39 protein-coding genes are annotated in these 19,923 nt (G+C 62.6%); 1 reads left to right on the top strand and 38 read right to left on the bottom strand.

Features of this window, described 5'->3' with window-relative positions; all coding sequences use genetic code 11:
• Nucleotides 1-36 precede the first annotated feature (36 nt).
• The 24 genes from ACN9M2_RS07910 to ACN9M2_RS07795 form a co-directional block, all read right to left on the bottom strand.
• Entirely contained in the window at nucleotides 37-351 is a 315-nt protein-coding gene (locus ACN9M2_RS07910) for a phage tail assembly chaperone (RefSeq protein ID WP_426287548.1), read from the bottom strand.
• On the bottom strand, nucleotides 351-998 hold the full coding sequence (locus tag ACN9M2_RS07905) for a phage tail protein (RefSeq protein ID WP_426287547.1): 648 nt from the start codon (nucleotides 996-998) through the stop codon (nucleotides 351-353). Before ACN9M2_RS07905 ends, ACN9M2_RS07910 begins: the two co-directional genes overlap by 1 nt.
• An 85-nt stretch (nucleotides 999-1,083) precedes the next feature.
• Nucleotides 1,084-1,500 (bottom strand): phage tail terminator-like protein, encoded by a 417-nt coding sequence (locus ACN9M2_RS07900; protein WP_426287546.1) that lies wholly within the window; start codon nucleotides 1,498-1,500, stop codon nucleotides 1,084-1,086.
• Nucleotides 1,497-1,967, bottom strand: coding sequence for a hypothetical protein (locus ACN9M2_RS07895; protein WP_426287545.1), 471 nt, complete (start codon nucleotides 1,965-1,967; stop codon nucleotides 1,497-1,499). The genes ACN9M2_RS07900 and ACN9M2_RS07895 overlap by 4 nt, the downstream gene beginning before the upstream one ends.
• Nucleotides 1,945-2,316, bottom strand: coding sequence for a hypothetical protein (locus ACN9M2_RS07890; protein WP_426287544.1), 372 nt, complete (start codon nucleotides 2,314-2,316; stop codon nucleotides 1,945-1,947). Before ACN9M2_RS07890 ends, ACN9M2_RS07895 begins: the two co-directional genes overlap by 23 nt.
• Nucleotides 2,313-2,810: a DnaT-like ssDNA-binding protein gene (locus ACN9M2_RS07885; protein WP_426287543.1), complete on the bottom strand. Its 498-nt coding sequence runs from the start codon at nucleotides 2,808-2,810 to the stop codon at nucleotides 2,313-2,315. The genes ACN9M2_RS07890 and ACN9M2_RS07885 overlap by 4 nt, the downstream gene beginning before the upstream one ends.
• A gap of 3 nt (nucleotides 2,811-2,813) precedes the next feature.
• Nucleotides 2,814-3,080 (bottom strand): SAP domain-containing protein, encoded by a 267-nt coding sequence (locus ACN9M2_RS07880; protein ID WP_426287542.1) that lies wholly within the window; start codon nucleotides 3,078-3,080, stop codon nucleotides 2,814-2,816.
• Between the two features lie 48 nt (nucleotides 3,081-3,128).
• A complete protein-coding gene (locus ACN9M2_RS07875; protein WP_426287541.1) occupies nucleotides 3,129-4,283 on the bottom strand; it encodes a hypothetical protein in 1,155 nt (384 codons plus the stop codon).
• A gap of 15 nt (nucleotides 4,284-4,298) precedes the next feature.
• A complete protein-coding gene (locus ACN9M2_RS07870) occupies nucleotides 4,299-5,057 on the bottom strand; it encodes a DUF6651 domain-containing protein (protein ID WP_426287540.1) in 759 nt (252 codons plus the stop codon).
• 501 nt (nucleotides 5,058-5,558) lie between these two features.
• Nucleotides 5,559-5,756, bottom strand: a complete 198-nt coding sequence (locus ACN9M2_RS07865; protein WP_426287539.1) for a hypothetical protein — start codon at nucleotides 5,754-5,756, stop codon at nucleotides 5,559-5,561.
• A gap of 58 nt (nucleotides 5,757-5,814) precedes the next feature.
• Nucleotides 5,815-6,030, bottom strand: coding sequence for a hypothetical protein (locus ACN9M2_RS07860; RefSeq protein WP_426287538.1), 216 nt, complete (start codon nucleotides 6,028-6,030; stop codon nucleotides 5,815-5,817).
• Nucleotides 6,027-6,329, bottom strand: a complete 303-nt coding sequence (locus ACN9M2_RS07855; protein ID WP_426287537.1) for a hypothetical protein — start codon at nucleotides 6,327-6,329, stop codon at nucleotides 6,027-6,029. The genes ACN9M2_RS07860 and ACN9M2_RS07855 overlap by 4 nt, the downstream gene beginning before the upstream one ends.
• Nucleotides 6,316-6,570, bottom strand: coding sequence for a hypothetical protein (locus ACN9M2_RS07850; protein WP_426287536.1), 255 nt, complete (start codon nucleotides 6,568-6,570; stop codon nucleotides 6,316-6,318). Before ACN9M2_RS07850 ends, ACN9M2_RS07855 begins: the two co-directional genes overlap by 14 nt.
• Nucleotides 6,567-7,127, bottom strand: a complete 561-nt coding sequence (locus tag ACN9M2_RS07845) for a J domain-containing protein (RefSeq protein ID WP_426287535.1) — start codon at nucleotides 7,125-7,127, stop codon at nucleotides 6,567-6,569. Before ACN9M2_RS07845 ends, ACN9M2_RS07850 begins: the two co-directional genes overlap by 4 nt.
• Nucleotides 7,124-7,435, bottom strand: coding sequence for a hypothetical protein (locus ACN9M2_RS07840; RefSeq protein ID WP_426287534.1), 312 nt, complete (start codon nucleotides 7,433-7,435; stop codon nucleotides 7,124-7,126). Before ACN9M2_RS07840 ends, ACN9M2_RS07845 begins: the two co-directional genes overlap by 4 nt.
• A 235-nt stretch (nucleotides 7,436-7,670) precedes the next feature.
• Nucleotides 7,671-8,210, bottom strand: coding sequence for a hypothetical protein (locus tag ACN9M2_RS07835; protein WP_426287533.1), 540 nt, complete (start codon nucleotides 8,208-8,210; stop codon nucleotides 7,671-7,673).
• Between the two features lie 416 nt (nucleotides 8,211-8,626).
• Nucleotides 8,627-8,980 (bottom strand): hypothetical protein, encoded by a 354-nt coding sequence (locus tag ACN9M2_RS07830; protein WP_426287532.1) that lies wholly within the window; start codon nucleotides 8,978-8,980, stop codon nucleotides 8,627-8,629.
• 485 nt (nucleotides 8,981-9,465) lie between these two features.
• On the bottom strand, nucleotides 9,466-9,687 hold the full coding sequence (locus ACN9M2_RS07825) for a hypothetical protein (protein WP_426287531.1): 222 nt from the start codon (nucleotides 9,685-9,687) through the stop codon (nucleotides 9,466-9,468).
• Nucleotides 9,684-9,914, bottom strand: coding sequence for a hypothetical protein (locus ACN9M2_RS07820; RefSeq protein ID WP_426287530.1), 231 nt, complete (start codon nucleotides 9,912-9,914; stop codon nucleotides 9,684-9,686). Before ACN9M2_RS07820 ends, ACN9M2_RS07825 begins: the two co-directional genes overlap by 4 nt.
• Nucleotides 9,911-10,093, bottom strand: coding sequence for a hypothetical protein (locus tag ACN9M2_RS07815; RefSeq protein ID WP_426287529.1), 183 nt, complete (start codon nucleotides 10,091-10,093; stop codon nucleotides 9,911-9,913). The genes ACN9M2_RS07820 and ACN9M2_RS07815 overlap by 4 nt, the downstream gene beginning before the upstream one ends.
• Nucleotides 10,090-10,356, bottom strand: coding sequence for a hypothetical protein (locus ACN9M2_RS07810; RefSeq protein WP_426287528.1), 267 nt, complete (start codon nucleotides 10,354-10,356; stop codon nucleotides 10,090-10,092). Before ACN9M2_RS07810 ends, ACN9M2_RS07815 begins: the two co-directional genes overlap by 4 nt.
• Nucleotides 10,353-10,565, bottom strand: a complete 213-nt coding sequence (locus ACN9M2_RS07805; protein ID WP_426287527.1) for a hypothetical protein — start codon at nucleotides 10,563-10,565, stop codon at nucleotides 10,353-10,355. Before ACN9M2_RS07805 ends, ACN9M2_RS07810 begins: the two co-directional genes overlap by 4 nt.
• On the bottom strand, nucleotides 10,562-11,368 hold the full coding sequence (locus ACN9M2_RS07800) for a DNA-methyltransferase (RefSeq protein ID WP_426287526.1): 807 nt from the start codon (nucleotides 11,366-11,368) through the stop codon (nucleotides 10,562-10,564). The genes ACN9M2_RS07805 and ACN9M2_RS07800 overlap by 4 nt, the downstream gene beginning before the upstream one ends.
• Entirely contained in the window at nucleotides 11,365-11,553 is a 189-nt protein-coding gene (locus ACN9M2_RS07795) for an Arc family DNA-binding protein (protein ID WP_426287525.1), read from the bottom strand. Before ACN9M2_RS07795 ends, ACN9M2_RS07800 begins: the two co-directional genes overlap by 4 nt.
• A gap of 72 nt (nucleotides 11,554-11,625) precedes the next feature.
• On the opposite strand from ACN9M2_RS07795, the gene ACN9M2_RS07790 reads away from it, so the two are divergent.
• The gene (locus ACN9M2_RS07790; RefSeq protein ID WP_426287524.1) at nucleotides 11,626-11,955 is read left to right on the top strand and encodes an Arc family DNA-binding protein; all 330 of its coding nucleotides are present in this window, start codon (nucleotides 11,626-11,628) and stop codon (nucleotides 11,953-11,955) included.
• A 24-nt stretch (nucleotides 11,956-11,979) separates the two neighbouring features.
• On the opposite strand, the gene ACN9M2_RS07785 is transcribed toward ACN9M2_RS07790, so the two are convergent.
• The 14 genes from ACN9M2_RS07785 to ACN9M2_RS07720 form a co-directional block, all read right to left on the bottom strand.
• Nucleotides 11,980-12,405, bottom strand: coding sequence for a hypothetical protein (locus tag ACN9M2_RS07785; protein WP_426287523.1), 426 nt, complete (start codon nucleotides 12,403-12,405; stop codon nucleotides 11,980-11,982).
• 27 nt (nucleotides 12,406-12,432) lie between these two features.
• Nucleotides 12,433-12,651: a hypothetical protein gene (locus ACN9M2_RS07780; protein ID WP_426287522.1), complete on the bottom strand. Its 219-nt coding sequence runs from the start codon at nucleotides 12,649-12,651 to the stop codon at nucleotides 12,433-12,435.
• Nucleotides 12,652-12,783: 132 nt separating this feature from the next.
• Nucleotides 12,784-13,878 carry a phage minor head protein gene (locus tag ACN9M2_RS07775; protein ID WP_426287521.1) on the bottom strand — a complete coding sequence of 365 codons (1,095 nt, stop codon included), beginning with the start codon at nucleotides 13,876-13,878 and terminating at the stop codon, nucleotides 12,784-12,786.
• Nucleotides 13,878-14,312, bottom strand: coding sequence for a hypothetical protein (locus ACN9M2_RS07770; protein WP_426287520.1), 435 nt, complete (start codon nucleotides 14,310-14,312; stop codon nucleotides 13,878-13,880). Before ACN9M2_RS07770 ends, ACN9M2_RS07775 begins: the two co-directional genes overlap by 1 nt.
• Nucleotides 14,309-15,697: a DUF4055 domain-containing protein gene (locus ACN9M2_RS07765; protein ID WP_426287519.1), complete on the bottom strand. Its 1,389-nt coding sequence runs from the start codon at nucleotides 15,695-15,697 to the stop codon at nucleotides 14,309-14,311. The genes ACN9M2_RS07770 and ACN9M2_RS07765 overlap by 4 nt, the downstream gene beginning before the upstream one ends.
• Before the next feature lies 1 nt (nucleotide 15,698).
• On the bottom strand, nucleotides 15,699-16,910 hold the full coding sequence (locus ACN9M2_RS07760; RefSeq protein WP_426287518.1) for a terminase large subunit domain-containing protein: 1,212 nt from the start codon (nucleotides 16,908-16,910) through the stop codon (nucleotides 15,699-15,701).
• Between the two features lie 25 nt (nucleotides 16,911-16,935).
• Nucleotides 16,936-17,307 (bottom strand): hypothetical protein, encoded by a 372-nt coding sequence (locus tag ACN9M2_RS07755; protein ID WP_426287517.1) that lies wholly within the window; start codon nucleotides 17,305-17,307, stop codon nucleotides 16,936-16,938.
• Nucleotide 17,308: 1 nt separating this feature from the next.
• Nucleotides 17,309-17,515, bottom strand: coding sequence for a hypothetical protein (locus ACN9M2_RS07750; protein WP_426287516.1), 207 nt, complete (start codon nucleotides 17,513-17,515; stop codon nucleotides 17,309-17,311).
• Nucleotides 17,512-17,667, bottom strand: coding sequence for a hypothetical protein (locus ACN9M2_RS07745; RefSeq protein ID WP_426287515.1), 156 nt, complete (start codon nucleotides 17,665-17,667; stop codon nucleotides 17,512-17,514). Before ACN9M2_RS07745 ends, ACN9M2_RS07750 begins: the two co-directional genes overlap by 4 nt.
• Nucleotides 17,664-18,143 carry a lysis system i-spanin subunit Rz gene (locus tag ACN9M2_RS07740; protein WP_426287514.1) on the bottom strand — a complete coding sequence of 160 codons (480 nt, stop codon included), beginning with the start codon at nucleotides 18,141-18,143 and terminating at the stop codon, nucleotides 17,664-17,666. The genes ACN9M2_RS07745 and ACN9M2_RS07740 overlap by 4 nt, the downstream gene beginning before the upstream one ends.
• Before the next feature lie 88 nt (nucleotides 18,144-18,231).
• On the bottom strand, nucleotides 18,232-18,819 hold the full coding sequence (locus ACN9M2_RS07735) for a S1 family peptidase (protein WP_426287513.1): 588 nt from the start codon (nucleotides 18,817-18,819) through the stop codon (nucleotides 18,232-18,234).
• Nucleotides 18,820-18,877: 58 nt separating this feature from the next.
• The gene (locus ACN9M2_RS07730; RefSeq protein WP_426287512.1) at nucleotides 18,878-19,219 is read right to left on the bottom strand and encodes a hypothetical protein; all 342 of its coding nucleotides are present in this window, start codon (nucleotides 19,217-19,219) and stop codon (nucleotides 18,878-18,880) included.
• Nucleotides 19,216-19,659 (bottom strand): glycoside hydrolase family 104 protein, encoded by a 444-nt coding sequence (locus ACN9M2_RS07725; RefSeq protein ID WP_426287511.1) that lies wholly within the window; start codon nucleotides 19,657-19,659, stop codon nucleotides 19,216-19,218. The genes ACN9M2_RS07730 and ACN9M2_RS07725 overlap by 4 nt, the downstream gene beginning before the upstream one ends.
• Nucleotides 19,656-19,886 (bottom strand): hypothetical protein, encoded by a 231-nt coding sequence (locus ACN9M2_RS07720; protein ID WP_426287510.1) that lies wholly within the window; start codon nucleotides 19,884-19,886, stop codon nucleotides 19,656-19,658. Before ACN9M2_RS07720 ends, ACN9M2_RS07725 begins: the two co-directional genes overlap by 4 nt.
• Nucleotides 19,887-19,923: the final 37 nt, after the last annotated feature.

Raw genomic sequence — 19,923 nt, 5'->3', positions numbered from 1 at the left:
TCGGTTCCTTCTCGTAGATCGCCCTGGCCGCCGCCTTCAGTTTTTTACGCGGGCGCCCGAAAGCTCACGCTCATAGGCGTTGAAGACCGCCATGTTCGCGCCGCCGTAGTTTTCCAGAAGACGCTCGATGTTCTCGCGCGTGAACTCGTCGTCGAGCTCCCAGCCGCACGCAAGCGCCCGGATCACGTCCGCATCCTCCATGCCGGGCAGTTCGTCCTTGAGCCACGCCTCCCACGCCGAGCGCGTGCGATGGCGGAACGTGAAGGAAACCGCGACCGGCTCACCCCCGTGAACAGGGATGGACACCGGCGCGGAAAAGGTCGGATTGGGGTCCAGTTTGATCTTCGCCATTACGCGGCGTACCGGGTGACGTCACCGACCAGTGAAACGGTCGCGGCCAGGGCCATCACCTGGCCCTTCGTGACCGTCGGTGTCTTGTTGAGCGTCGCGTAGCCGTTGTAGAGGATCATCGAGCCACTGGGGAGCTGGAGGCGGACGGCACGCGGCACGCGGTCGTCGTTGGCCGCCGACAGAATCGGATACCACGGCAGCGAGATGTCGTCGCCGATGCTGAGGCCGATGCTCTGCGGCGACTTGGTGGTCGGAATCTGGTGCTCGACATCCTCTTCGAGGAACGAGTAGGTCGCGAACTGCTGTTCACCGCCGCTCGTGCTGAATTCGAGCACCTGGGTGACCTGCGTCCAGGTGGCAACCTCCTGCACGGAGCCCACGCCACTTCCGGCGGGAAACTTCTGCGCGTCGCTGGTATCGACGCCTTCGAGCTGGAACGTGTTCGTGTCCGAGTTCTTCACGCGGACGACGCGGCCGTTCAGGCGGTTCCAACCCGAGGTGATCTTGACGAAGTCACCGTCAGTGAAGCCGTGCGCTGCCGCGGTGGCCACGGCCGGATTGGCGTTGGTGATCGCCGTGATGGGCTTGGCCGTGCCGGCCGACGCCTCGATCGACAGGACGGACCCATCGGGGAGCTGTACAGACATGTATGTGTCCTATAGTTCGAGAGCCCGGCGCGCGGGCACAAAAAAAGCCCCTTGCGGGGCTGGTCTTCGGCGCGTTGTCGCGCGGTTAGATCGTGTCGGCCCGGTACTGGAACGACACGGGCTGGGTGTATGTGGGTGGGTCGGGCTCGCCCTTGGCTACTGTCGCTGGCGTGACAACCTGCGCGGTGAACCCGCCAACAGCCATGCGCAGATTGAGCGGAAAGAGCGCGGTCAACTCGTCAGCTATGGCCTCGGCCGGGCCGGGGCCGACCCCCGAAGGCGTGACAACGTTAATCTGGTAGACACCGCGGTAGACCCGGTGCACGCCCGCGAGGTCATCGCTTCCCGTGGCTGCGGGCAGCATGAAGACCTCCAGATACGTCTCGCCGTTGGCGGGCGTGAAAGGCACGTCCTCGAAAGCGATGCGGAGCGCTGGCGTGCGCGCCGCCGCCCAGGCCGCGAGCCTAGTCTCGATGGCGCGACGGACGAGCTTGTTACTCATCGATCTAGGCTCGCCGCGGCCTTGTCGACATAGGCTTGGAATTCGGCCACTGACACGCGGACCATGCCCTGCGGCGCTTGCACGCCCGAATGCCCGTACTCGACGGGAATGGCGTAAGGCAGCGAGTTCATGATGTAGATGTCGTCCTCGCCATCGCTCTGAAGGATCGTCTGCGATCCCTTGGCGATGGTCGTGCTGCCCGTCTTGTCGATGGCCTCGGATGTGGTTGTATCCGGCGCCACGAGTGCCACCGTCCAGTTGGCGCGCAGGCGCCCGCCGACGTACCCCGCAGGCGGCTTGCGCTTCCACAGGTCGGGATTGCCAACGGGCGTCCGCAGGACGGTTGCCGTCAGCAGGTCAATGGCGACCTTGCGCACCACCTGGCGCGCGTTCTCCGGCGCCTTCTTGGCGAAGGCATGGAGCGACAGCGCAAAGCTCTGCGAGCTAGCCACGAAGCTGCGCCACATACAGGACCGGAGTCCCGGCGGGCGCGACGGGCTTGACGGCCACGACCTCCGCGCGGCGCATCGATCCCGTGTCGTCCTTGTAGTTGAGCTTGTTGCCCTGCACGACCCGCTGCCCGGGCGCGCAGAATGCCTGCTTGTCGCCCTGAAGGATCAGCGTGCCGTCGATGTACTTCTGGTCGAAGTCGAAGACAGCGGCCGTCGTTTGAACCGTGGTCTCGCTCGGCACTGTCGTACCCTGCTCCGGGTCATACACCGGCGGCCCGTCGGCGCGGATCAGCTCGGCGGCCGCGCCGAAGCGCTTGAGCAGGCGAGTCGCGGTGGCGGCTGTGCCGGCGTAGTTGAAGCTCACGCCCTCACCACCTGCACAGAACCAACCCCGCCCCCGCGCAGCAGGGCGCCTAGCAGCCCGTCTACGGCTGCGTACTTCACGCCCTGCCGCGCACCATCGGAATAGACGACCGTGATCGGGCCCACGGTCTCCTGCTTGACCTGAGAGGACTGGTCGGCTTGCAGGTCGCCACCGATCGAGCGCACTGCCATCTCGGCGTTCGCTCGGGCAACCGCTGAGGGGACAGCGGTACTGGGGAGATCGAAGCACCCGACGCGCACGCACTTGCGCGGCCAGTCGAGCGCCTGGGTGGTGCTTACGCGCTCGCCCTTCCATTGAGGGCCGTATGTGCCGGCCATGTAGTCGGAACCCTTCCGGAGCGCTTGCTCCTTCGAGGTCGTGTCGAGGGCCGCCCATGCCTCATTGCCGCGCGCAGAAAAATACGCGTCCGCGTCGGCGACCGAGATGTAGGCTTCGGCGTCGGACTTTCCGGTGCCGTCCTCGACGATAAGCATGGGTTACGCGGCCTCGCCTGGCTCGCCGCCTTCAGCGGCCACCGCTTCGTCGTACAGACCTTGCAGCACCTCTCGCGAGGCGTTGCCCTTGAATTCGATGTTGCGCTTCTTCAGTTCGTCTTTCAGCTGCGCTGCGGAAAGACCCGGCTCGCCCGACTTGCCGGATTCGGCGTCAAAGCGAACATGCACGGCGTCATTGAAGTCTTCGGCGTTGACCAGAACAAAGTCGCCCTGATCCTCACCCCACGGTTTGACCTTGATCGTTTCCATCGCGTGTCCTCGTGAAAGGAAAGGGCCGGTTGCCCGGCCCTTCTCCAATTAGCCCAGCAGCAGGCCGATGTGTTCCGACTTCACCGCCGACCAGCCCCACACGAGCGAGACTTCATACTGCACCTGGCGGTACTGCTTGTAGATCGCGACCTCGAACGACAGGCCGCTCACCGGGTCGGTGACGATCATGCGGTCGGACGCGCTGTCGCCGCCGTCCGGCAGAGCCGGCACGCGGGTCGCCAGGGCGATGGCCGACCGAGCGAACGCCAGGCTGCGCGTGCTAGCCGCGGCCACCGTGATGGCCGTGGCGCCGGCCGGAATCGCCTTGCGCAGGCCGGGGGATGCGAGGGTGATCGTGCCGCCGTTGGAGACGTCCGCATCACCCGAGGCGACGACGTACTTGTTGGTATCGCCCGCGAAGGTCACGACGTCGCCAGCAAGGATGGCACCGGTGCCGGCCGCAGCCAGAGTGATCACCGTCGAGCCGACAGCGTAGCCAGTCGCATTCGTGGTTGCCGAGGCGGCCGTACCCGAGACCGGGGTCTTGATCTGCGCCGATTCACGAATAGCGAAGCCATGCACGTCCAGCAAGACGCCTCGACGCAGCAGGCTGTCGTCGTTCGCCTCGTTGGCCTTGCTCAGCTGCGTCAGCGTGCGCATGCTCGCGCCGGCTGCGGTGTCCACGACCAGCTGCAAGTCACCCATCGGCGAGCCGTTGTCGGCCAGGATCTTGCGGACCTGTGCGGTGTCGGCCAGGTTGGTCGCGAACGGAGTCGTGCCAGGCGTGCCGTAGGCGCGGGAGGCCTTGGCGAACAGCGCCGTGCCGTCAGCCTCGCACTCGTTGACGAGCGCGCGCATGGCCTGGGCGAACTGGTCGCGCAGAATGACGTTGTACGAGGCGCCGTTGTTGTCCAGGCCCTTCTTTTCCTCGCCGTTCCAGCGGACCGGCACGCGGCGCGCCTTGGTGATCGTCATGTCGACCTTGCCGATGGTCTGATCGCCATCGTTGGGCGGTGTGACGGCCGGGGTGATGTCCGTGGCGGTGGCAGCGGGAGCGACCGGCGAAGTCACGGTCTGACCGACCGCGGCTCGCGAGTAGGTCATGTCGCTGGAGACGGCTGGGATGAGGCCAACCAGTTCGCGAGACACGACGTCCAGGGCGTTGTAAATGGTCGTGATGAGACCGGTGAGAGTGTTGCTCATGGGTTTCCTTGGGGCTTATTCGGTGACTTCGCCGCCGGCCTTGACGTGGGCCTGCCTGCCGGCAGGGTCCAGCGCGTCAAACTGCGCACGAGAGAGGGATTTCTTGCCGCCATTGCCGGCACCCGAGTTGCCACCCGCACCCGACCCGCTCGCGCCACTGCCCTTCAGGATCTGATCCTTGTAGGGGTAGGCGTCCACGAGGGTTTCGATGGCTTCGTCGAAGTCAGCAAGCTCGCCGGGGCGGGCGCGGGAGTAGATCTTGTTGCCGTGCGGGTCGTAGGCCACAACCTTGCCGTCCTCGACCTTGAAGGCGCTGCCGAAGCGTGCCTGGACGAGGTCGGCGGGAATGGCGAACTTCTCGGCGATGGTCTTGGAGCGGGAGAAACTGCCGCCGATCTTCTCGGCGTAGAGCTGGCCTTCCAGTTCTTTGGCGCGGGTCTCGATCTCGGCCAGCTTGCCCTCAAAGGACTTGCTGATTTCGTTGCGCACCGTGTCGATCTCGCCGGCATCCACCAGCTTCTTCTGATCGAGCTTGGAGACGGTATCGAGTGCCTTGATCGCCGCCGACGGGTCAGTGATGCCCTCGAATGCCTTCAGCGCCTTCTCGGCCGCCTCCTTGCCTTCGCGGTGGCTCTTGGCCTCGCCGTTGAGGCGGGTGATCGTCGCGACCGTCGCCGGGGCGTCGAAAGCGACTTCCTTGCCGTCCTCGGAGATATAGACGGGCTTGCCGTCCTGCACAACAACGTGACCGGCTTCGTCCAGCTTCAGTTTCATGGGGTTGGTGTCCTCGGCCATCCGGCCAGCGAATGACCCATCCGGGTCGTTGCGCCCTCGGCATCCGCCGGTTCGGGCAATAAAAAAGCCCCGGTTAAGGGGCTTGAGGTTGAATCTTAGTGCGGCGGCTCGTGCTGATCCCGAGCTTTGGGCTGGTCGTTCGCGTCCCCGGGCTTACCGTATGTGCCTGACGCTACCAAGCGGATCAGCCTCCGCCCTCGCCGCAATGAACTACTCGACAACCACCCTCTGCCCACTCAACAGGCACACCACGCACAGCTTGTTGCGGGACTTGCCGATGGAGGCGGTGATCGTCTCCCGACCGCCGCAGCGGTTGCACTGCGCCAGGTACGGGGTCTTGGTCTTTCGGACTCGCTCGCGCACCTGCTCGGCAGGTGTGTCAGGTGGCTTCGTGCCATCGATTACGCGCAGGGAGACCATTGTGGAGAATGGTCGCAGGCAGCAAAACGATGTCAAGGGGTCTGGGCGGAGCTACCGACTTCACTTCCCATCCCTCCGGCTCCAGTCCGTGAAGCGCTTGTAGTCACGCACGTACTGCTTGAACATCCGAATACCGCCGTAGGCTTTGAGCGCCTTACCGTAGGCATAGTCCACGGCGAGAACGAGCAGAAACCCAGATAGCGCTACTCCGCCAGCCAAGATCACCACCCAGCCCACCCACATCGCCATGTTGCTCACGACTCCACCCCGCGAGCGCCTTCGATAGCGGCGCCGTGGGCAATCTTGGGAATAGCATTCACTCCCCACCTCCCACATCGACATCGATCTCACGGAACAATCCATTGTCCCAGCGCACATCGCTAAGGACGCGCTTGGCTTCCTCCATGGCGACCTGCACGTCGGGGCGGAAATAGACGACAGGCATATTGGAGATGGCCTCATGCATGATAGGAACGGCGCGTTCTAGCGCAGCTAGATCCTCGTCCGTGATGCGAAAGGTCTTAGTAATCACGAGTCACCTCCGGATCTGCGAGCGCGGTCGATGGCATGATCTATCGCGGCCTGCATCGCATGCTTAAACGCGGCAGGAGCATGAGCCATCGGATGGCTGCGTTGCCAAATGGCAAGCGCTATACCTCCCATTTCGTCCGTCACGTTGGTGACCTTGGCACGATCAAGCGCCTCCAACAGCGCGGGGCCGTGGTCGCGGAGGAACATCACGGAAAGAGTCTTTAGCGCTTCGATGCCCTCGACAGTTGGGGCTGAGTGTCCCAATGCGAAGATCTTCTCAAGCTCATCACGTACGGTCATGCTCATCCCCCAGCGCCGCGACAAGGGCGGCTTTCATCTGCGGCAGTAGGGCCGGATTGGCATCACCGCCGTAGTAATGCACAAGCACGCGAGTTGCCATCTCATCCGTCACCTCAAGCCGCGAACGGATAACCGAAGTAGCCTCAGTCAGCGCATCGGACCACACGGGCAAGCCGATAGACTTTATCTTCGAAGAGACATCCTCCACGACTGATAGCGCCTCACTAATCGTCATGGTCATGGGGCGGTTCCTTTGTACTGGCTGTATGCCTCTTGCACGGCGTGAAACTTCTCTGCATCGCCGCCATGATCTGGGTGGTGCTGCTTGCGCAGTCGCCTATAGCTACCTTCCGGGTCTTCCGGGTCCAGCACCGCACGCCATCCTGTGGCGGGAGCATCCAGCTGGGCGAATCCCTTGAATGCCCGCTCCATCATGTCAGACGCGCCCCATCGCTCGATCCCCCGGATGGCTTCGATGGTCTTACGCACCGCCTGCGTGTTCGCCGCCGGTGACTTGTAGCGGTCACAGGCGAAGCACATCGGCTTGCCTTTGTAGGTGAAGTACACCGCAATACCGGGATCATCGATATTCGACTGCTGCGCATAGGGCATGCCGTCTTTCCGAAGCATGAGGTTGCTTGAAAGCACGGGAAGTCTTCCTCCCATTCTCGCAATCTCGGCCATCAAACCATCTCGTGCCGCACCCAGGGTCGTACTGAACTGACCCACTTCGCGACGGTGACTTGGAGTCCGCGTCCAGCCGTCAGGCCATTGCAGCGGAAAAGCTTCAATGCTCATTTCCCACCTCGGTTCAGGATGGCGGATAGGTCGTGACGCCACCAGTAGGGTCGACCAATCTCGCTTGACTCGCCAAAGTGCAGGCCGTTGAGTGGTCCGATTCCCATCAGAAACTCGTACACATCACGACGGACAGGCACCACGTCACCCATGGTCGATAGGGCGGCTTGCCAGCCGAGCCACATACTTTCCTCTGCCGGGATGGTGTATCGCCCGTGAGAATCCTTGTGCAGCCAAGCGCCATGTTCTTCGGCAGCCCACTCCTCAAACGCCTCCCTGCTATCACTCACGCGGCTAGTGGAGGTCATGGCGTAGTTTCCTTCGGGCTGAAACGGTGGTCGAATGGAGCGCTGCCGGGAAGATTTCCGTAGGCGTGCATGTGAACGGCGCTATGCATCGGGTATCCGCATATTTTGCACTTGCCGCACCTGCAAGCCGTTTTCTCAACGTAGACGTAAGACCTACCATGCTTCTGCCGACGTTCTGTTTTTACCGGTCTAGGGCAATGACCAACACCGCCTTCGCCTACCTGCCATTCTTCCATCACCCACCTCCCGATGCTGGCGCGGCGACAATCTTGCTGACAGCGTCGTCAATGGCGGATTGGATCGTCTCGCCTTCGCCATAGATGTAAAGCTGCGTTGATTCTCTCTGATCTTCGGTGAGTGAATGCCACCACGTTGTGCCTGCCTTGTCGCGCTGGATGAGCACTCGACCACTCTTCGTCTGGCCACTCGCCAGAGTTGAGAAGTCTGCCGAGATAAATACCCATCCACCCGGCACAATTAACTCCGGCACCGCATGGCGGGGATGGGCTAGGGCGGCACGGAACCCGTCCTCGAAATCCTGAAGGTCGCCAGCATCGAACGTGTCAAGTGCATTGCGAATCGGCCGAAAGTTGCGCAAATAGGCAAGCCCCTTGTCTGCATCCACCCGACCCGCAACATCCGTCGCAACCGTTGTGGTCTTCGCCAGATGGGCGTCGATGGCGTCGGCACAAGCGTCAAGCATCTCATCGAGGCCGGGCGACTCGTGCCTGTGCCGAAGCTGTTCACTAACGTCTCGTAACGTCATCTCACCCATGGCGGCTCTCCTGGCAGGCTTGGTCGATGGCCTCGTCTAGGCGTTGGCCTGCAATGTGTTCGTTGAAGTAGGGACCATCGATGCAGCGCAATGCTGCGGCAGGGGCACCCCCCGGCGTGGCCTGATCACGCAACCACCTATACCGCTCCGCATCCTCGCGGTCGGAGGCGGCCTGTCGGAGGGCGCGATACACACGACTGGTTGCTTCGAATGCGTCGGCCATTTCTAGAAGGTCGGTAGATGTGAAGGTCATTAGGTGTGCCCCAGGTCTTCTATGATTGCCTCACGCGGCGAATAGCCGTCCTCTCGATACTCCCGCCATGCAGGATCACGAGCGAACCAATACGCGGCTGTCCACGTCTTCTCGCAGCCGTACCACTTTATCCAGTAGGTCATGCGGAGGGTCCAGAAGAAGCTCATGAGTGATCCATGAGGTCGCCGACGATCCAGTCAGTGATGAGGCTTATTTCTTTCGAGCCTGTGTCGATGGTCGTTCCCGGTGTAGAAAGGTGATCTACCAGTGGTGCCGATTCGCCGTCGTCATCAACGAAGTTTTTCAATCTGTAGCTAAGCAGAGAAGCCTCAATGACGTCGCCCATCGCCTCCCAGTTGCTAGGCCTAGCCAACTCCCCAACCCTCGCCCTAAGCCTCTCGCACTCATCCTCAAGCGCCTTGTAGTCGGCGTGGGTGACCCAGTCGCCTGCTCCATCAGCAGACGGCACGTTTGCAAAAGAGCAATGATCGTACCTAACCAGCTTCGATTCGTTCATGGTCGCTTCTCCACTGTCTCGTTCCATACAAGTTCCCATGCCTGCGTATGCCATTGCCGTCCGGCTTTAGCCCGCCTTCCTGAGGATCGCCAGCCACCGGCCGATTCAACGTGCGGTGGCTTTTCGTGCCATGACCAGTACCCATCGAAATCCATGGTTAGCCAGCGCGCCCAATCTGGGGCAGACGACCACTTAGGCTTAGGGATACGGCCACGCACTGAGTCACCCCTCCCTCAGCGCGTTGCGGGCGATAGCTTCGTAGTCTATGAGGGCATCGAACGCCCATCCGCACGAATACGGGTCCACGATTTCTTCAAGCGCAGCCCTGTACCGAGCTACCTCAGCGGCGAGTTCGGCAATGAGGGCGTCTACAACGTCGGCCTTCCCATTGCACTGAATCCACATCCCGCTACCTTCCGCGTACCAACCGCGTATATCGCGTAACGCTTGTTCAGCAAGTGTTGCCGGTCCACCGTTATTCGCGCTCATCCCTCATCCCCCATGGCGAGTTTTAGGGCGGTGCGTTCGGCAATCGGCTCGATGCTGTCCTCCGGCACATAAGACTTCCAGCCGTCATCGAATTCGACCCAGACAGCTTCTTCGCGACACTCCATTTCGGTCTGCAACCGCGCGGTTCCCTCGATACCCGTTTCCAGGCACCGAACCCTCCACGTCTCTTTCGCCATCTTGCCGTTGTTGGTGCTCATGGCTGGAACCTCGCGAGTGCTTCTTCAGCATGACCTGCCCATATGGCTTTTACGCCTTCGTCGTCGTATCCATCCCAAAACAGCGCTTCTTTGATGACCTCAACCAGCCCCGCCACGTCGGCGTATTCGATGTAGCGACCGTTGGTGGATACGACGCGCTCGGTTTCAACCCCGAATCGTGTCTCATGATCGACAAAGTCATACCTCACCACCTTCTCTGTGCTCATGGGGTGGGCTCCTCGATGACCTTGAAACCGTTCGATTCGTCGGCATCGATGGCGGCGAGGCAGTAGTTGAAGTGGCCGAGAACTGCCACCCCGAAGTCATCGAGAACCACCACGGGCCGAACTTTGCCGATGTGGACGTCGCAGACGCCCTCACATTCAAGTCGGTTGTATGTGCTCATGCGCTGGCTCCTAGGGTGGCGAGGGCTTCGTGCGACATGTCTATTGCCATGCCGAGCGCCCTATCAAGCTCGTGGAGATCCATCGGGTCAGGACCACCTACACGACGTGCCATGGACAGGGCACCGATGAGGTCGAGCTTCTTGATTGTTTCGGCAACAACATCACGGGCTGCGCCCATGTCATGCCACTCTGGCGCGCTCACGCCAAACTCCGCGACAGCACTCATCACCGCCAGCACGTTAATGTTCGTCTTACTGGTCACGGTGTGACTCCAAGGCGTGCGATTTCATCAAGATCGACCTTTGCGAAGCTCGTGTCCCAAGCCTTGCCAACAGTCATCGGGTCATCAGACGTAGAGTCTTCGTAGAAACCGTCGTTGAAGCCCTCGCGATAGGCGTCGGGTACAAGCTTACGAAGCCGGGTCACCTCGGCGGTGAGTTCGGCAATGCGCGCGTCACGCTCGCTGCTCATACGCTGACTCCTAGGCGGGAGAGGGCGGCGTTAATTCGATGCGCTCCAGTGCAGAAGTGTTCGGGATCTTTCTCCATGCCGATAAAGTTCCGCCCCAACTCTACGCAAGACACACCAACAGTCCCCGAGCCGTAGCAGTTATCGAGAACCGTGTCGCCTGGGTTCGTGTATGTGAGAACGAAGTAGCTCATAAGACTTAAGGGTTTTTGTGTCGGGTGAAGCTTGGACCGCTGCTTATCGCTGGGAAACGTGATAACGCTTCGCGGGTATCTCTCGGTGGAGTCGTACACGGTCACACCATCCTGGCGACCATAGTTGTCGCTCTGCAGGCGCGACCTATCGGCTGTGGCGGTCTTCCGCACGTGTCCGGTCGTCTTCTGCGGGTTGTACGTCCGCAAATGCTTGTAGAAGACGAGCACGTTCTCGTGGGCCTTCATTGGGCACTTCTTCGCGTTCATGTGTCCCGTAGCGTTCGTCTTCTCCCAAATCCATTCGTAGCGAAGCATTGGCAGGTTCGACGCACCGAGAACCTTGTCAAACGGTGACTGCGCCGTCAGGACAATTGCCCCTCGGCAGACGCGCATGTATTCCGGCCATAGGCGCTGCAGGTCAATCTGGCAATCCCACTTGTTCCTTGTTGTCCCGTAGGGAAGATCGGCCAGGATCATGTCTACACTTTGATCGGGAATTGCTGGCAGAAGGTCGAGGCAGTCTCCGAACCTAAGATCAACACTGCTCGCAACAACATCAACCTTCCTCTCGGTATCCATAGCGGCCTCAGTAGTGGGAGTGGCGGCGGTCATGCGACCTTCCGCGTGCGACGTTCGCACCGCTCCATCTCTTTCTTTAGGATTTGAACGACCTCGGCGTTTTGGCTGCGGTCGTTCCGCGAAGCCCTACCCTTGAGCCAGGACTTCAGCGCGGCCGGAAGCCGAACCTTCAACTGGACATCGATTGCTCGCACGCTGGATTCTCCCGTTGGACCCATGTGGTCCCTCTGGGGGCAAGGTACCCATGTGGTCCATTGCTGTCAAGACCCATGTGGTCCATCATTCGGCGCATGAAGAGAACCGACCCTCAGTTCAAGATCCGCCTGCCTGACGCTCTCAAGGAGCGACTGGAGGCTTTGGCCGCCAAGGAGCAGCGCTCCGTGAGCGCAGAGATCGTCGCCCGCCTTCAGCGGACGCTTGAGGAGGACGAGGCGCGCGCGGGAACGCCTCGGCCGGAGGACGTGGCGGCGTTGCTTGGCGATGACGACGAGATGAGGGGCGCGCTGGAGGAAATGGGCTCACTGGCCCGGCGCATGGAGGTAATGACCGCTCTGTTGCGGTCAAAGGCGTCAGAGCAGTCGCTCAAGGACGAGAAAAAGGCCGCTAAGAAGCGGCGATGAGCCGAATGCGTTGCGCGATTTGGCTCAGAGTGCGGTCCATCCGGCGTAGACTGCTATAGCACCGCCTACAACCAGAGCGACAACCGCAATCACGTAGGTGACTGCTAGCCAAAAAGACAGCCTATCCCCCTTCTCCTCATGCTCGTCGGACTTCTTCCGATCAGTGTCAACGAGGTAGGTTGAGCGCTTATAGTGTCCCTGGGCTACATAGCTCATACCAGCGATAACTGCCGCGAGAACGAAGGCAGCGTAGAAGAACGATATGGAAAACATCAGTCCATGAACGGCCTCGGGCTTATCTCCTTTCCCGGCAAGACCGCTGATAAATGAGAGTATCGCGGCTCCCGAGCCGCCGGACACCAAGACGAGCGTATTCAGCGCTCCCTTGCCGGCGTCGGCTAGCGACCTGAATATCTCAAGATTCCACTGATGCTGCTGCTCTGGCGTCACGACGATGCTCCCCTAGCCTCGCCCCGATTACGCCGCGCGCGCCATCCGTACGTCAAGCTCGCCCACAACCGCGATCAGCGCATCAAGCGTCGACCCCAGCACATAGCACGTATCGGCATCCATGCCACCGGCCTCTACGCCCTGCCCTGCCATCGCGCGCAGTCCGCGCAGGAGGCAGGCGGCGTGATCGAGTGACGCCGCGGGCGTTGCACCCTGGCGGATGTGGACGACGGTCGGGTTGGTCATGGTGGCCTCGGTTGGCTGGAGTGGACGGAACGTTACGGGAGTCGATTGCACATTGGAAGTGACTGAAAAGGGACTTTTGAGGGCCTCTTTTCGCCCATGGTCGCGGCTCCCGAGCAACGTTCAAGGCATAGCTCAGCGCGCCGCACTAGCCTCCAGCTGCTCCAGGCTCAGCCACCGCCCCTTGGAATCGTAGAACTGGTCATACGAGACCTTTCCAGTCTTCATCAGCTGATACCGCTCCGGCCCAAGAATGTCCTCTTGCCGCGCAGGCGACTGCCGCGCGAACCACTCGGCGTAGGTTGTTTCCGCCGGCACCTGGCCATCCATGCTCGCGCGCGTTGCGGGCGTCATGTCGTCCATGTCGACACCAAGCTCGCGCCATGACTTCAGCACCGGCACGCTTACCGATCGACAGTTGAAGTGCAGGCGGCCCGGCCCTTCGCCCCAGGGCACGCTGTGCCCGATGGGCTTGTGCGTGTCGGCGGTGTACTTGAGCCCATCGCGCACCCGGCACATGGGGCTGGTCTTCGTGTCCAGGGTCGATACCCACTGAACAGCCTTCACAAGATCCGCGTTCGCATCCACCATCTGCTGCCTCGCCGTCTGCGCCGTATGGCTCAGGGCGGTTTGTACCACGGCCGCAAGTTCCCGCCGCGGGCGCGCAAGGACACCGTCGGCATAGCTAAGCGCCTTGGTGCCTCGGATCGTGCGGATGATTTCGCTGGTCGTCCGGCCTTCGACGAACCCTGAGCGCACCGTGTTTCGGATCGCCGTAAGGCGCCCGGCTTCCAGGTTCGACGCCCAGTCTTTCAGGAGACGCCCCTGGAACGGCCGGGCCATGGCTGCGGCGTAGACCTGCTCAGCGCTCACGCCCGCAATCGGGAACCGAATCTGCGCCACGCTAGGCACGGCCGCTTTGTAACTCGCCACCTCAGCGGCGGCCTCCACGCGCGCGAGCCCGCGCAGATCGGGCTCCAGCGCCTGAAGGACGGCCGCGTAGGCGTCGGCATTGAGCCGGCGAACGGAGCCCAGCAGAGATTCCAAGCGCTCAACCGTGAAGGTCTCCCGCTCCATCTGCAGGAGCGCCTGCGAAAGCTGGGCGACGAGACTGGCGTCCGTCCTGTTGAGCACGGCGATCATGCGCCGCACGACGCCCGCGCTGTAGCGCAGAAGGTCGTGGGCGTGGTCGATGGCGCGATCAGCAAGTACGGCGTTGGCGGCCGGCATTACAGGCGCTCGACCATGATCGGCAGAGCCGAGTGCCCATCATGCTCGCAGGCAACGCGGACCGCCTCCTCCGCCGTGGCTCCCATGGCCATCGCGCCCATCGCGTAGCACGCGCCCGAGCCAATGGCATAGAAGTCCGTCTCCATGGGCCCGCTGAAGTACGGCGTATCGTCGGCTACATAGAGCGCGCCATCAGGCTTGACCAACACCGCGCGAAGATCGAACTTGTCGTCGAAGTCTTTGGGATCACCGCCACCCTTCAGCCACGCCACGAATCGCTCGGACAGACCAAGGGTGGCCGTGCTCACGCCGACGACCGATCCATCATCGAGCTTGTGAATCTTTCGCTTCCTGCCCGGGCTAGGCTCACCGCGCCCACCATAGGCGCGGGTGTCGGCCGCCATGACACCGTCGCGATAGGCAATCGTGCTCATGCGGCCTCCTGAAGCGGATCAGCCGGCGCCGGCACCTCGTCCGCGGCCTCCTGCGCCTCGACATCCGGATCGATGTCTGCGGAGAGCACGCCGCGGCGCTGCTGCTCGCGAATGGCCGTCTTGCGCGTGATGAGCCCGGCCTGCTGCAGCGAGAGGATCAGCTGGGCGCTGGCGTCGCTCAGGGTGGCCGCGCCGAAGTCCTTGAACAGCGTCACGCGCGGAGGCTCGACGTTCACGTACTGCCCGGCGAAGACCAGTGCCTGATCCAACGCATCCTCGAAGCTCTCGGTGATGCGCTGCAGGTCGCACTTGTTTCCCTCGGCGTCGTTCGCGTCCTCGGTGGCCGTCCGCTGGCCCGGCTTCTGCACCAGAAGCTCGGCACCCGTCTGGGTCATCTGCTCTTCGAGGCGATCCAGAGAGACCTGCCCGGCCTCGATAGCCGCTCCCGTGTGCTCGACGAACTTCATATCCGCGCCCAGGGGTAGCTTGACCGCGCTCGATCCGCCAACCGTAAGCTGGCTGTTCTCGTCGGTGCCGATCATCGCGAGTATGGGCACCCGCGCGACGTGCAGTATCGTGTCCTGGTCGCTCTGGGACTGCCAATGCTTCACGCACAGGTGCGCGAGGTCGAGAAGCGGCGGCCGGCCGATCATGGTTGCCACGCGCTGACCATAGACCGGCACGAACGGGATGGCCGTCAGGTTCGTTTTTCCCTGATCGACGATCTGGTAGCCGCCTTCCATCTTCTCGTGCAGTTCCCATGAGCCAGGGCGAAGCACGCGCACGCGGTCCGCGGTCTTCGTCCCGTAATCGCCGTCTTCGACCTCCGCGCACTCCCTGAGGCGAAGCATGGCAAGGCGCCCCTGCTCGTCCAGCCTCCAGCCGAGGATCTGGTCGTGCTTTACGCGCACGAAATACGGCCGGATGCCCGCCTCGCGCTCGGCGGCCAGGGTTGTGACGCCCGATGCCGTCTTCGGCACTTCGGCGGCGCGCGGTACATCAACATAGATGCCGGCCAGGCCGTGAGCAATGGCCTCGGTCAGCGTTTCGGCGGCGAACACGTTCAGGCTCACGCCCGCTCGGTCGATGTCGTCCACCCAGGGCTTCCACTGGTCCAGCACCGACTTAGGCGCATCACCGAGCGTCAGCTCCTTGGAGAACGGCTTGCCGGCCATGACTCCAACGGTTCGCCGATAGGCGGGGAACAGTGTGGCGGTCTTCAGGCGCGCCTCGTAAGCGCCGTCCTCTTCATTCGGCCAGCGCGGCAGGTGTCGCTTGCCCGCCTTGCGCATGGCGCGCGTGCCGTGCATGAGGTCTTCAGTGATGCACCAATCCTCCTGCATGTCGCGGACGGTGTCGGTGCATTCGTGTACGGCGATTGGCATTTCAGAGCCTCAGAGGTTGCACGACGGCAACGCGGTGTTGAATGGGGTAGCGGTACACGAGGAAGTACCCGGCCGCGTCGATGATGTGGTCGAGTCCGCCGGCCTTATCCGGCTCGCCATGCTTGTCATAGGCCTGCTTCTCCAGCGACTCGACGAGCTCGGGGCACGTCTCGGGGTTCACCCGGTACCGCCGCTTGCCGTCCTTGTGCACCATGGCGTTGACCGACAAGACGCGGTCCTTCACACGCGGGTTGGTCGCGTTCACCCGTACCGAGAATCCGGCCGCGCGCAGGATGGCGTGATCGGACTCGCTGGCGTTGTTTGACTTGCGCGCCTGGCCGCTTGCATCGGGGTAAACCAGGATCGAGTGGCCCGGGTGCTCGCGCTTGAGAAGCGCGCACATGGCCGGGGTGTCCAGCACACCCGTGTACTCCTTGACCGCGTGCGGATCATCGCCGCGCAGGACGTGCACGGCCGCGGACATCTTGCCTACGTTGAAGTCCATGCCGACGTGCAGCGCTTCGCCAGGCTTGATGATCTCCGAGCTGGCATTGAGCGCGCGATCGAACTCGGGGTAGACCGATCCGGCCACCAGGTTGACGAACTCGCCATCGAGGTACGCTGCCAGAAGGTTCGACGGGTACGTGGCGCGCAGGCTGTCGATGTAGCCCGGCGGCAGGTTCGCCGCGTTGCTCATCGTGGACGCCTTGATGATCCGATAACCCGGCGCATTGTCGGCGTTGCGCTTCCATCGGTCGTAGACGAAGCGGAAGCCCTCGGGGGTGGTCGCTACGCCGACCGTGTTGAGCGAGCCGTCCGGCTTCTTCTGGCGGTTGCGCGAGATGATCTTCGTCCAGACCGCGCGCGCCTGCTCCTCAGGGAGCGTGTCCAGCTCGTCCGCGATGGAGTCCGCCACCTCGTAGCCGATGATGCGCTCCGGCGTGTCCATGGTCCGGAAGATGATCTCCCCGGCATCCGGAATGGCGATCACTGCGTCGGCCTTGTTCGTCTTGAACGGGACGCCTTGGTCTTCCAAGGTCTCGGCGAAGCGCGGGAAGCCGATACGGCGAACAAGATCGTATGTCGGCAGGTAGTACGCGACATTCTGCGCCGGGTACTGCAACTTCTTCGTCAGCGTCCGGATGATGGCCGCATGGGTCTTCCCCGACCCGAAGCCCGCGACCATGGCTGGGAACTGATCTTCCGCCGTCACAAACTCGAATTGTGGCGGCGTCAGCTCAATCCGTGGCATCGGGCGCCGATACGCGGACGATCTGGATCACCGGGACGCCCGAGCCCTTCACGTTCGCGTCGATGTCGACGGATTCCTTGGGCTTGCCCCATCCGCGGTCAAGAATCGCGTTGGCCGCGGCGATGCGATCCTTCGCCTCGATAAGCGTAAGCTTCGGATTGTCCTTGTCGGGCTTTCCGACATCGCCGTTGCAGACGGCCACGAGCGTGGCTAGCGCCTCCACGGTGTGGGCTCGCGCAAGCTCCGCGATGCTTTCCCCATTCGGGCCCACGCGCGGCGAACGGCCGCCGGGGTTACCTGACTTGCCCTTCCCCCACGTTGTCGGGCCCACTCGGGTCTTCTTCTTTTCGGTCGTCATATCAGTGAATCGTCGAATGCCCGTGGATGCGGTCTACAAGCGCATCGCCGGCTTGGTAGAGAAGTTTGGCCGCGTCCTCGATGGTCAGCCCATCCCACCGCGTGGCCGAGGTGGCGAGCGGCGTCACGTACACGACCACCCAGCCGTGCCCAGAAAGAACAAGGCCGCCCCGAAGGCCGGCCCAGGCGGCGCGGAGGCGTTCGATCATCGGGTGAACGCCGGCGGGATCTTCTGGCCCGCATGGCGCATCTGCGCCTTGGTCGACTCGATGTCCTTGAACAGCTCGGGCGCTTGGTCGAAGCGCAGGCCCGAGACCGCGGCGCGCTGGGAGGCTAGCACCTTGCTCAGCTTCTCGTTCATTCTCGTTCCTTCTTCAAGAGGTCTTGGAGCCCGCGGATTTGGGCGTCGGCTTCGGCTGCGGCTCGAACAATTCGGCCCGCACTCGCTGCTCTGTCGTCGGCGGCTGCATCAGGCTCGCCGGAACCGGCGGCAACTGCGGCTTGACCGGCAAGCACTTGGGTGGCCCAACGGTCGCGCAGGCGGATAGCGCCGCTGCGAAGATCAGCGGCCACACGATCGGCGTCGGCTTTGGCATTGGCTTTGTCCTGCTCGTACTGTTGAGCGGTTGCGGCGAAATCGGCGGCCTGCTTGCGTTCGCGCGCGAGCGCGGCATCTGACGCGGCTTTGGCCTGCTCGGCATAGGTGGCCTTAAGTGCGGCGATCTCGGCCTTCCCGGCACTTGCCGCCACGTGGTGACCGAACGCGAACACACCGGCCAAAAGGCCAAGCACCCCGGCCAGCGAGGCCAGCCAAAGACCCCATTTCAGCCAGTTCATGCGGGCTGGTCCGGGCCGGAGCCGCTGAAGACGCACACGGCAATGATCACGACGACCAACACGCACACGATTACCTGGAGCGGATGCATCACATCACCTCGCGAAGCTGCTCGGGTGTAAAGGCGAGCGGCCAGCTGCAGGCGAACGTCAGCTGGGCGCCGTTGGTCATGGAGTACACGGTCGACACGACGCCGATCAGTGCGCCGCTGGCATCGAAGATTCCGGAGCCGGAATCCCCGAAGAAAATGCTCATGTTGTAGGTCGTGACCAGACCGCCATCCACGGCCGCCAGGCCGCTGACGTAGCCGTTACGGAACTGGTCGGTCAGTTTCCCCGGGTTCCCGAACATGAAGACCCGGGAACCGGGACGCGGCGCCTCGGCGATGGGCGCCCAACTGGCGAAGCGCCGGTCTACCAGGAGGATCGTGTGGTCGTTACCGTCGAGCACGGCGCGAAGCACGCGCACGGGCTGCCCATAGATGCTCACGGTGTACGGCCAGTCGAGACAGTGCGAGGCGGTGAGCACTGCGCTGGGCCCGACGATGGTCCCGCTGCAGCTACTGTCGCCGTTGATGACCAGATGGACGGTCGCCTCGTGCGCGCGCGTGACTGGATCGACGGTGCAGGCGGGGGCCAACAGGAGGATCAGGCCTAGAAGCCACACGCGGATGTTCATCAGCCGTCGCCCATGCCGGTGTCTATGCAGTCGGTCGATCCCTGTTCTTTCTCGATGATCACGGACTCGCGACCTCCGGCGGGATCTCGATGTTGTTGTCTCTCAGGACGCTCTCAAGCAGACGGACCCGGTCACGGCTCTTGGCCGTAACCTGCTTCTCTGCCTGAAGGTCGTCCCACAGCTTGGTGTACTTGGCCTCCAGGGACTCGACGCGGTCGAGGAGCGCCTTGATCTGCTTCGCCTGAGCGTCGCTCAGCGCGGAGTCCGCTCTGTAATCGGAGATTTGTGCCTGGTCCTGCGCGCTACTGACGTCGCGCTTTGATCGTGTCGTCAGCCATGTCAGGAGTCCCGTGAGCATCATGCCCACCACGCCACCGATGGCGGTCCAGTCGATGGTCATTGCGACACCACCCCGCCGGCGCGCTGATACGCGGCGCGCAAGTCGGACAGCTTGTTCTCGTGCTGTCCGTAGCCCGCGCCAGGCAGGCTTGCCCAGATGCGCCGGCACTTGGTCACGGCGTCGTCGAATCTACCGGCATCGACATCGGCCAAGGCCCCTGCCTCAGTTATCAGTTCGACGCACCCGGCGTCCTGCGACGCGTGACCGAAATCAGGCAGTCCCAGCTTGGCCTGAAGCGCATCCCATGTCCGCTTTAGAAACTGGTAACGCCCTGCTGCGGTTGACTTGAGACCGGTCTTGTTGAGCGTCACAAGGACGTTCGGATGATGGCTGTAGTCGTGGAACAGTTCGCCACCGACTAGGACGTTATAGCCATCGTCACCAAGGTCTTTCGTCCCTTCGGACACGGCCAGGGTGTCAAGGAACGCTTGACGATTCATGGGTTGTTGCCCTTGATGACCGACAGCTTGCCGGTCCTCTGCTTGTGGATGTCCTGCACGTTCACCCAGCGCAAGGTGTCGCGACACAGGACGAAGAGGTCATTGCCACGCACCATGCTGGCAATGGACTTGGTTACCTCGGCGAATTCGACGGGGTCAGGAATGAGCACATCACCGTCAGCCAGCGCGACCGGCTCGGGGACGTAGGTGTCGTCGGTGTCGGTCATGGATCCATCACCTTCCAGAGCAAGAGGAAGAACGCCA

The sequence above is a fragment of the Luteibacter sp. E-22 genome (assembly GCF_049913125.1).
In the GTDB taxonomy this organism is placed as follows: domain Bacteria; phylum Pseudomonadota; class Gammaproteobacteria; order Xanthomonadales; family Rhodanobacteraceae; genus Luteibacter.
The sequence above is the reverse complement of the archived record's forward strand: the minus strand, read 5'-3'. Positions and strand labels throughout refer to the sequence as shown.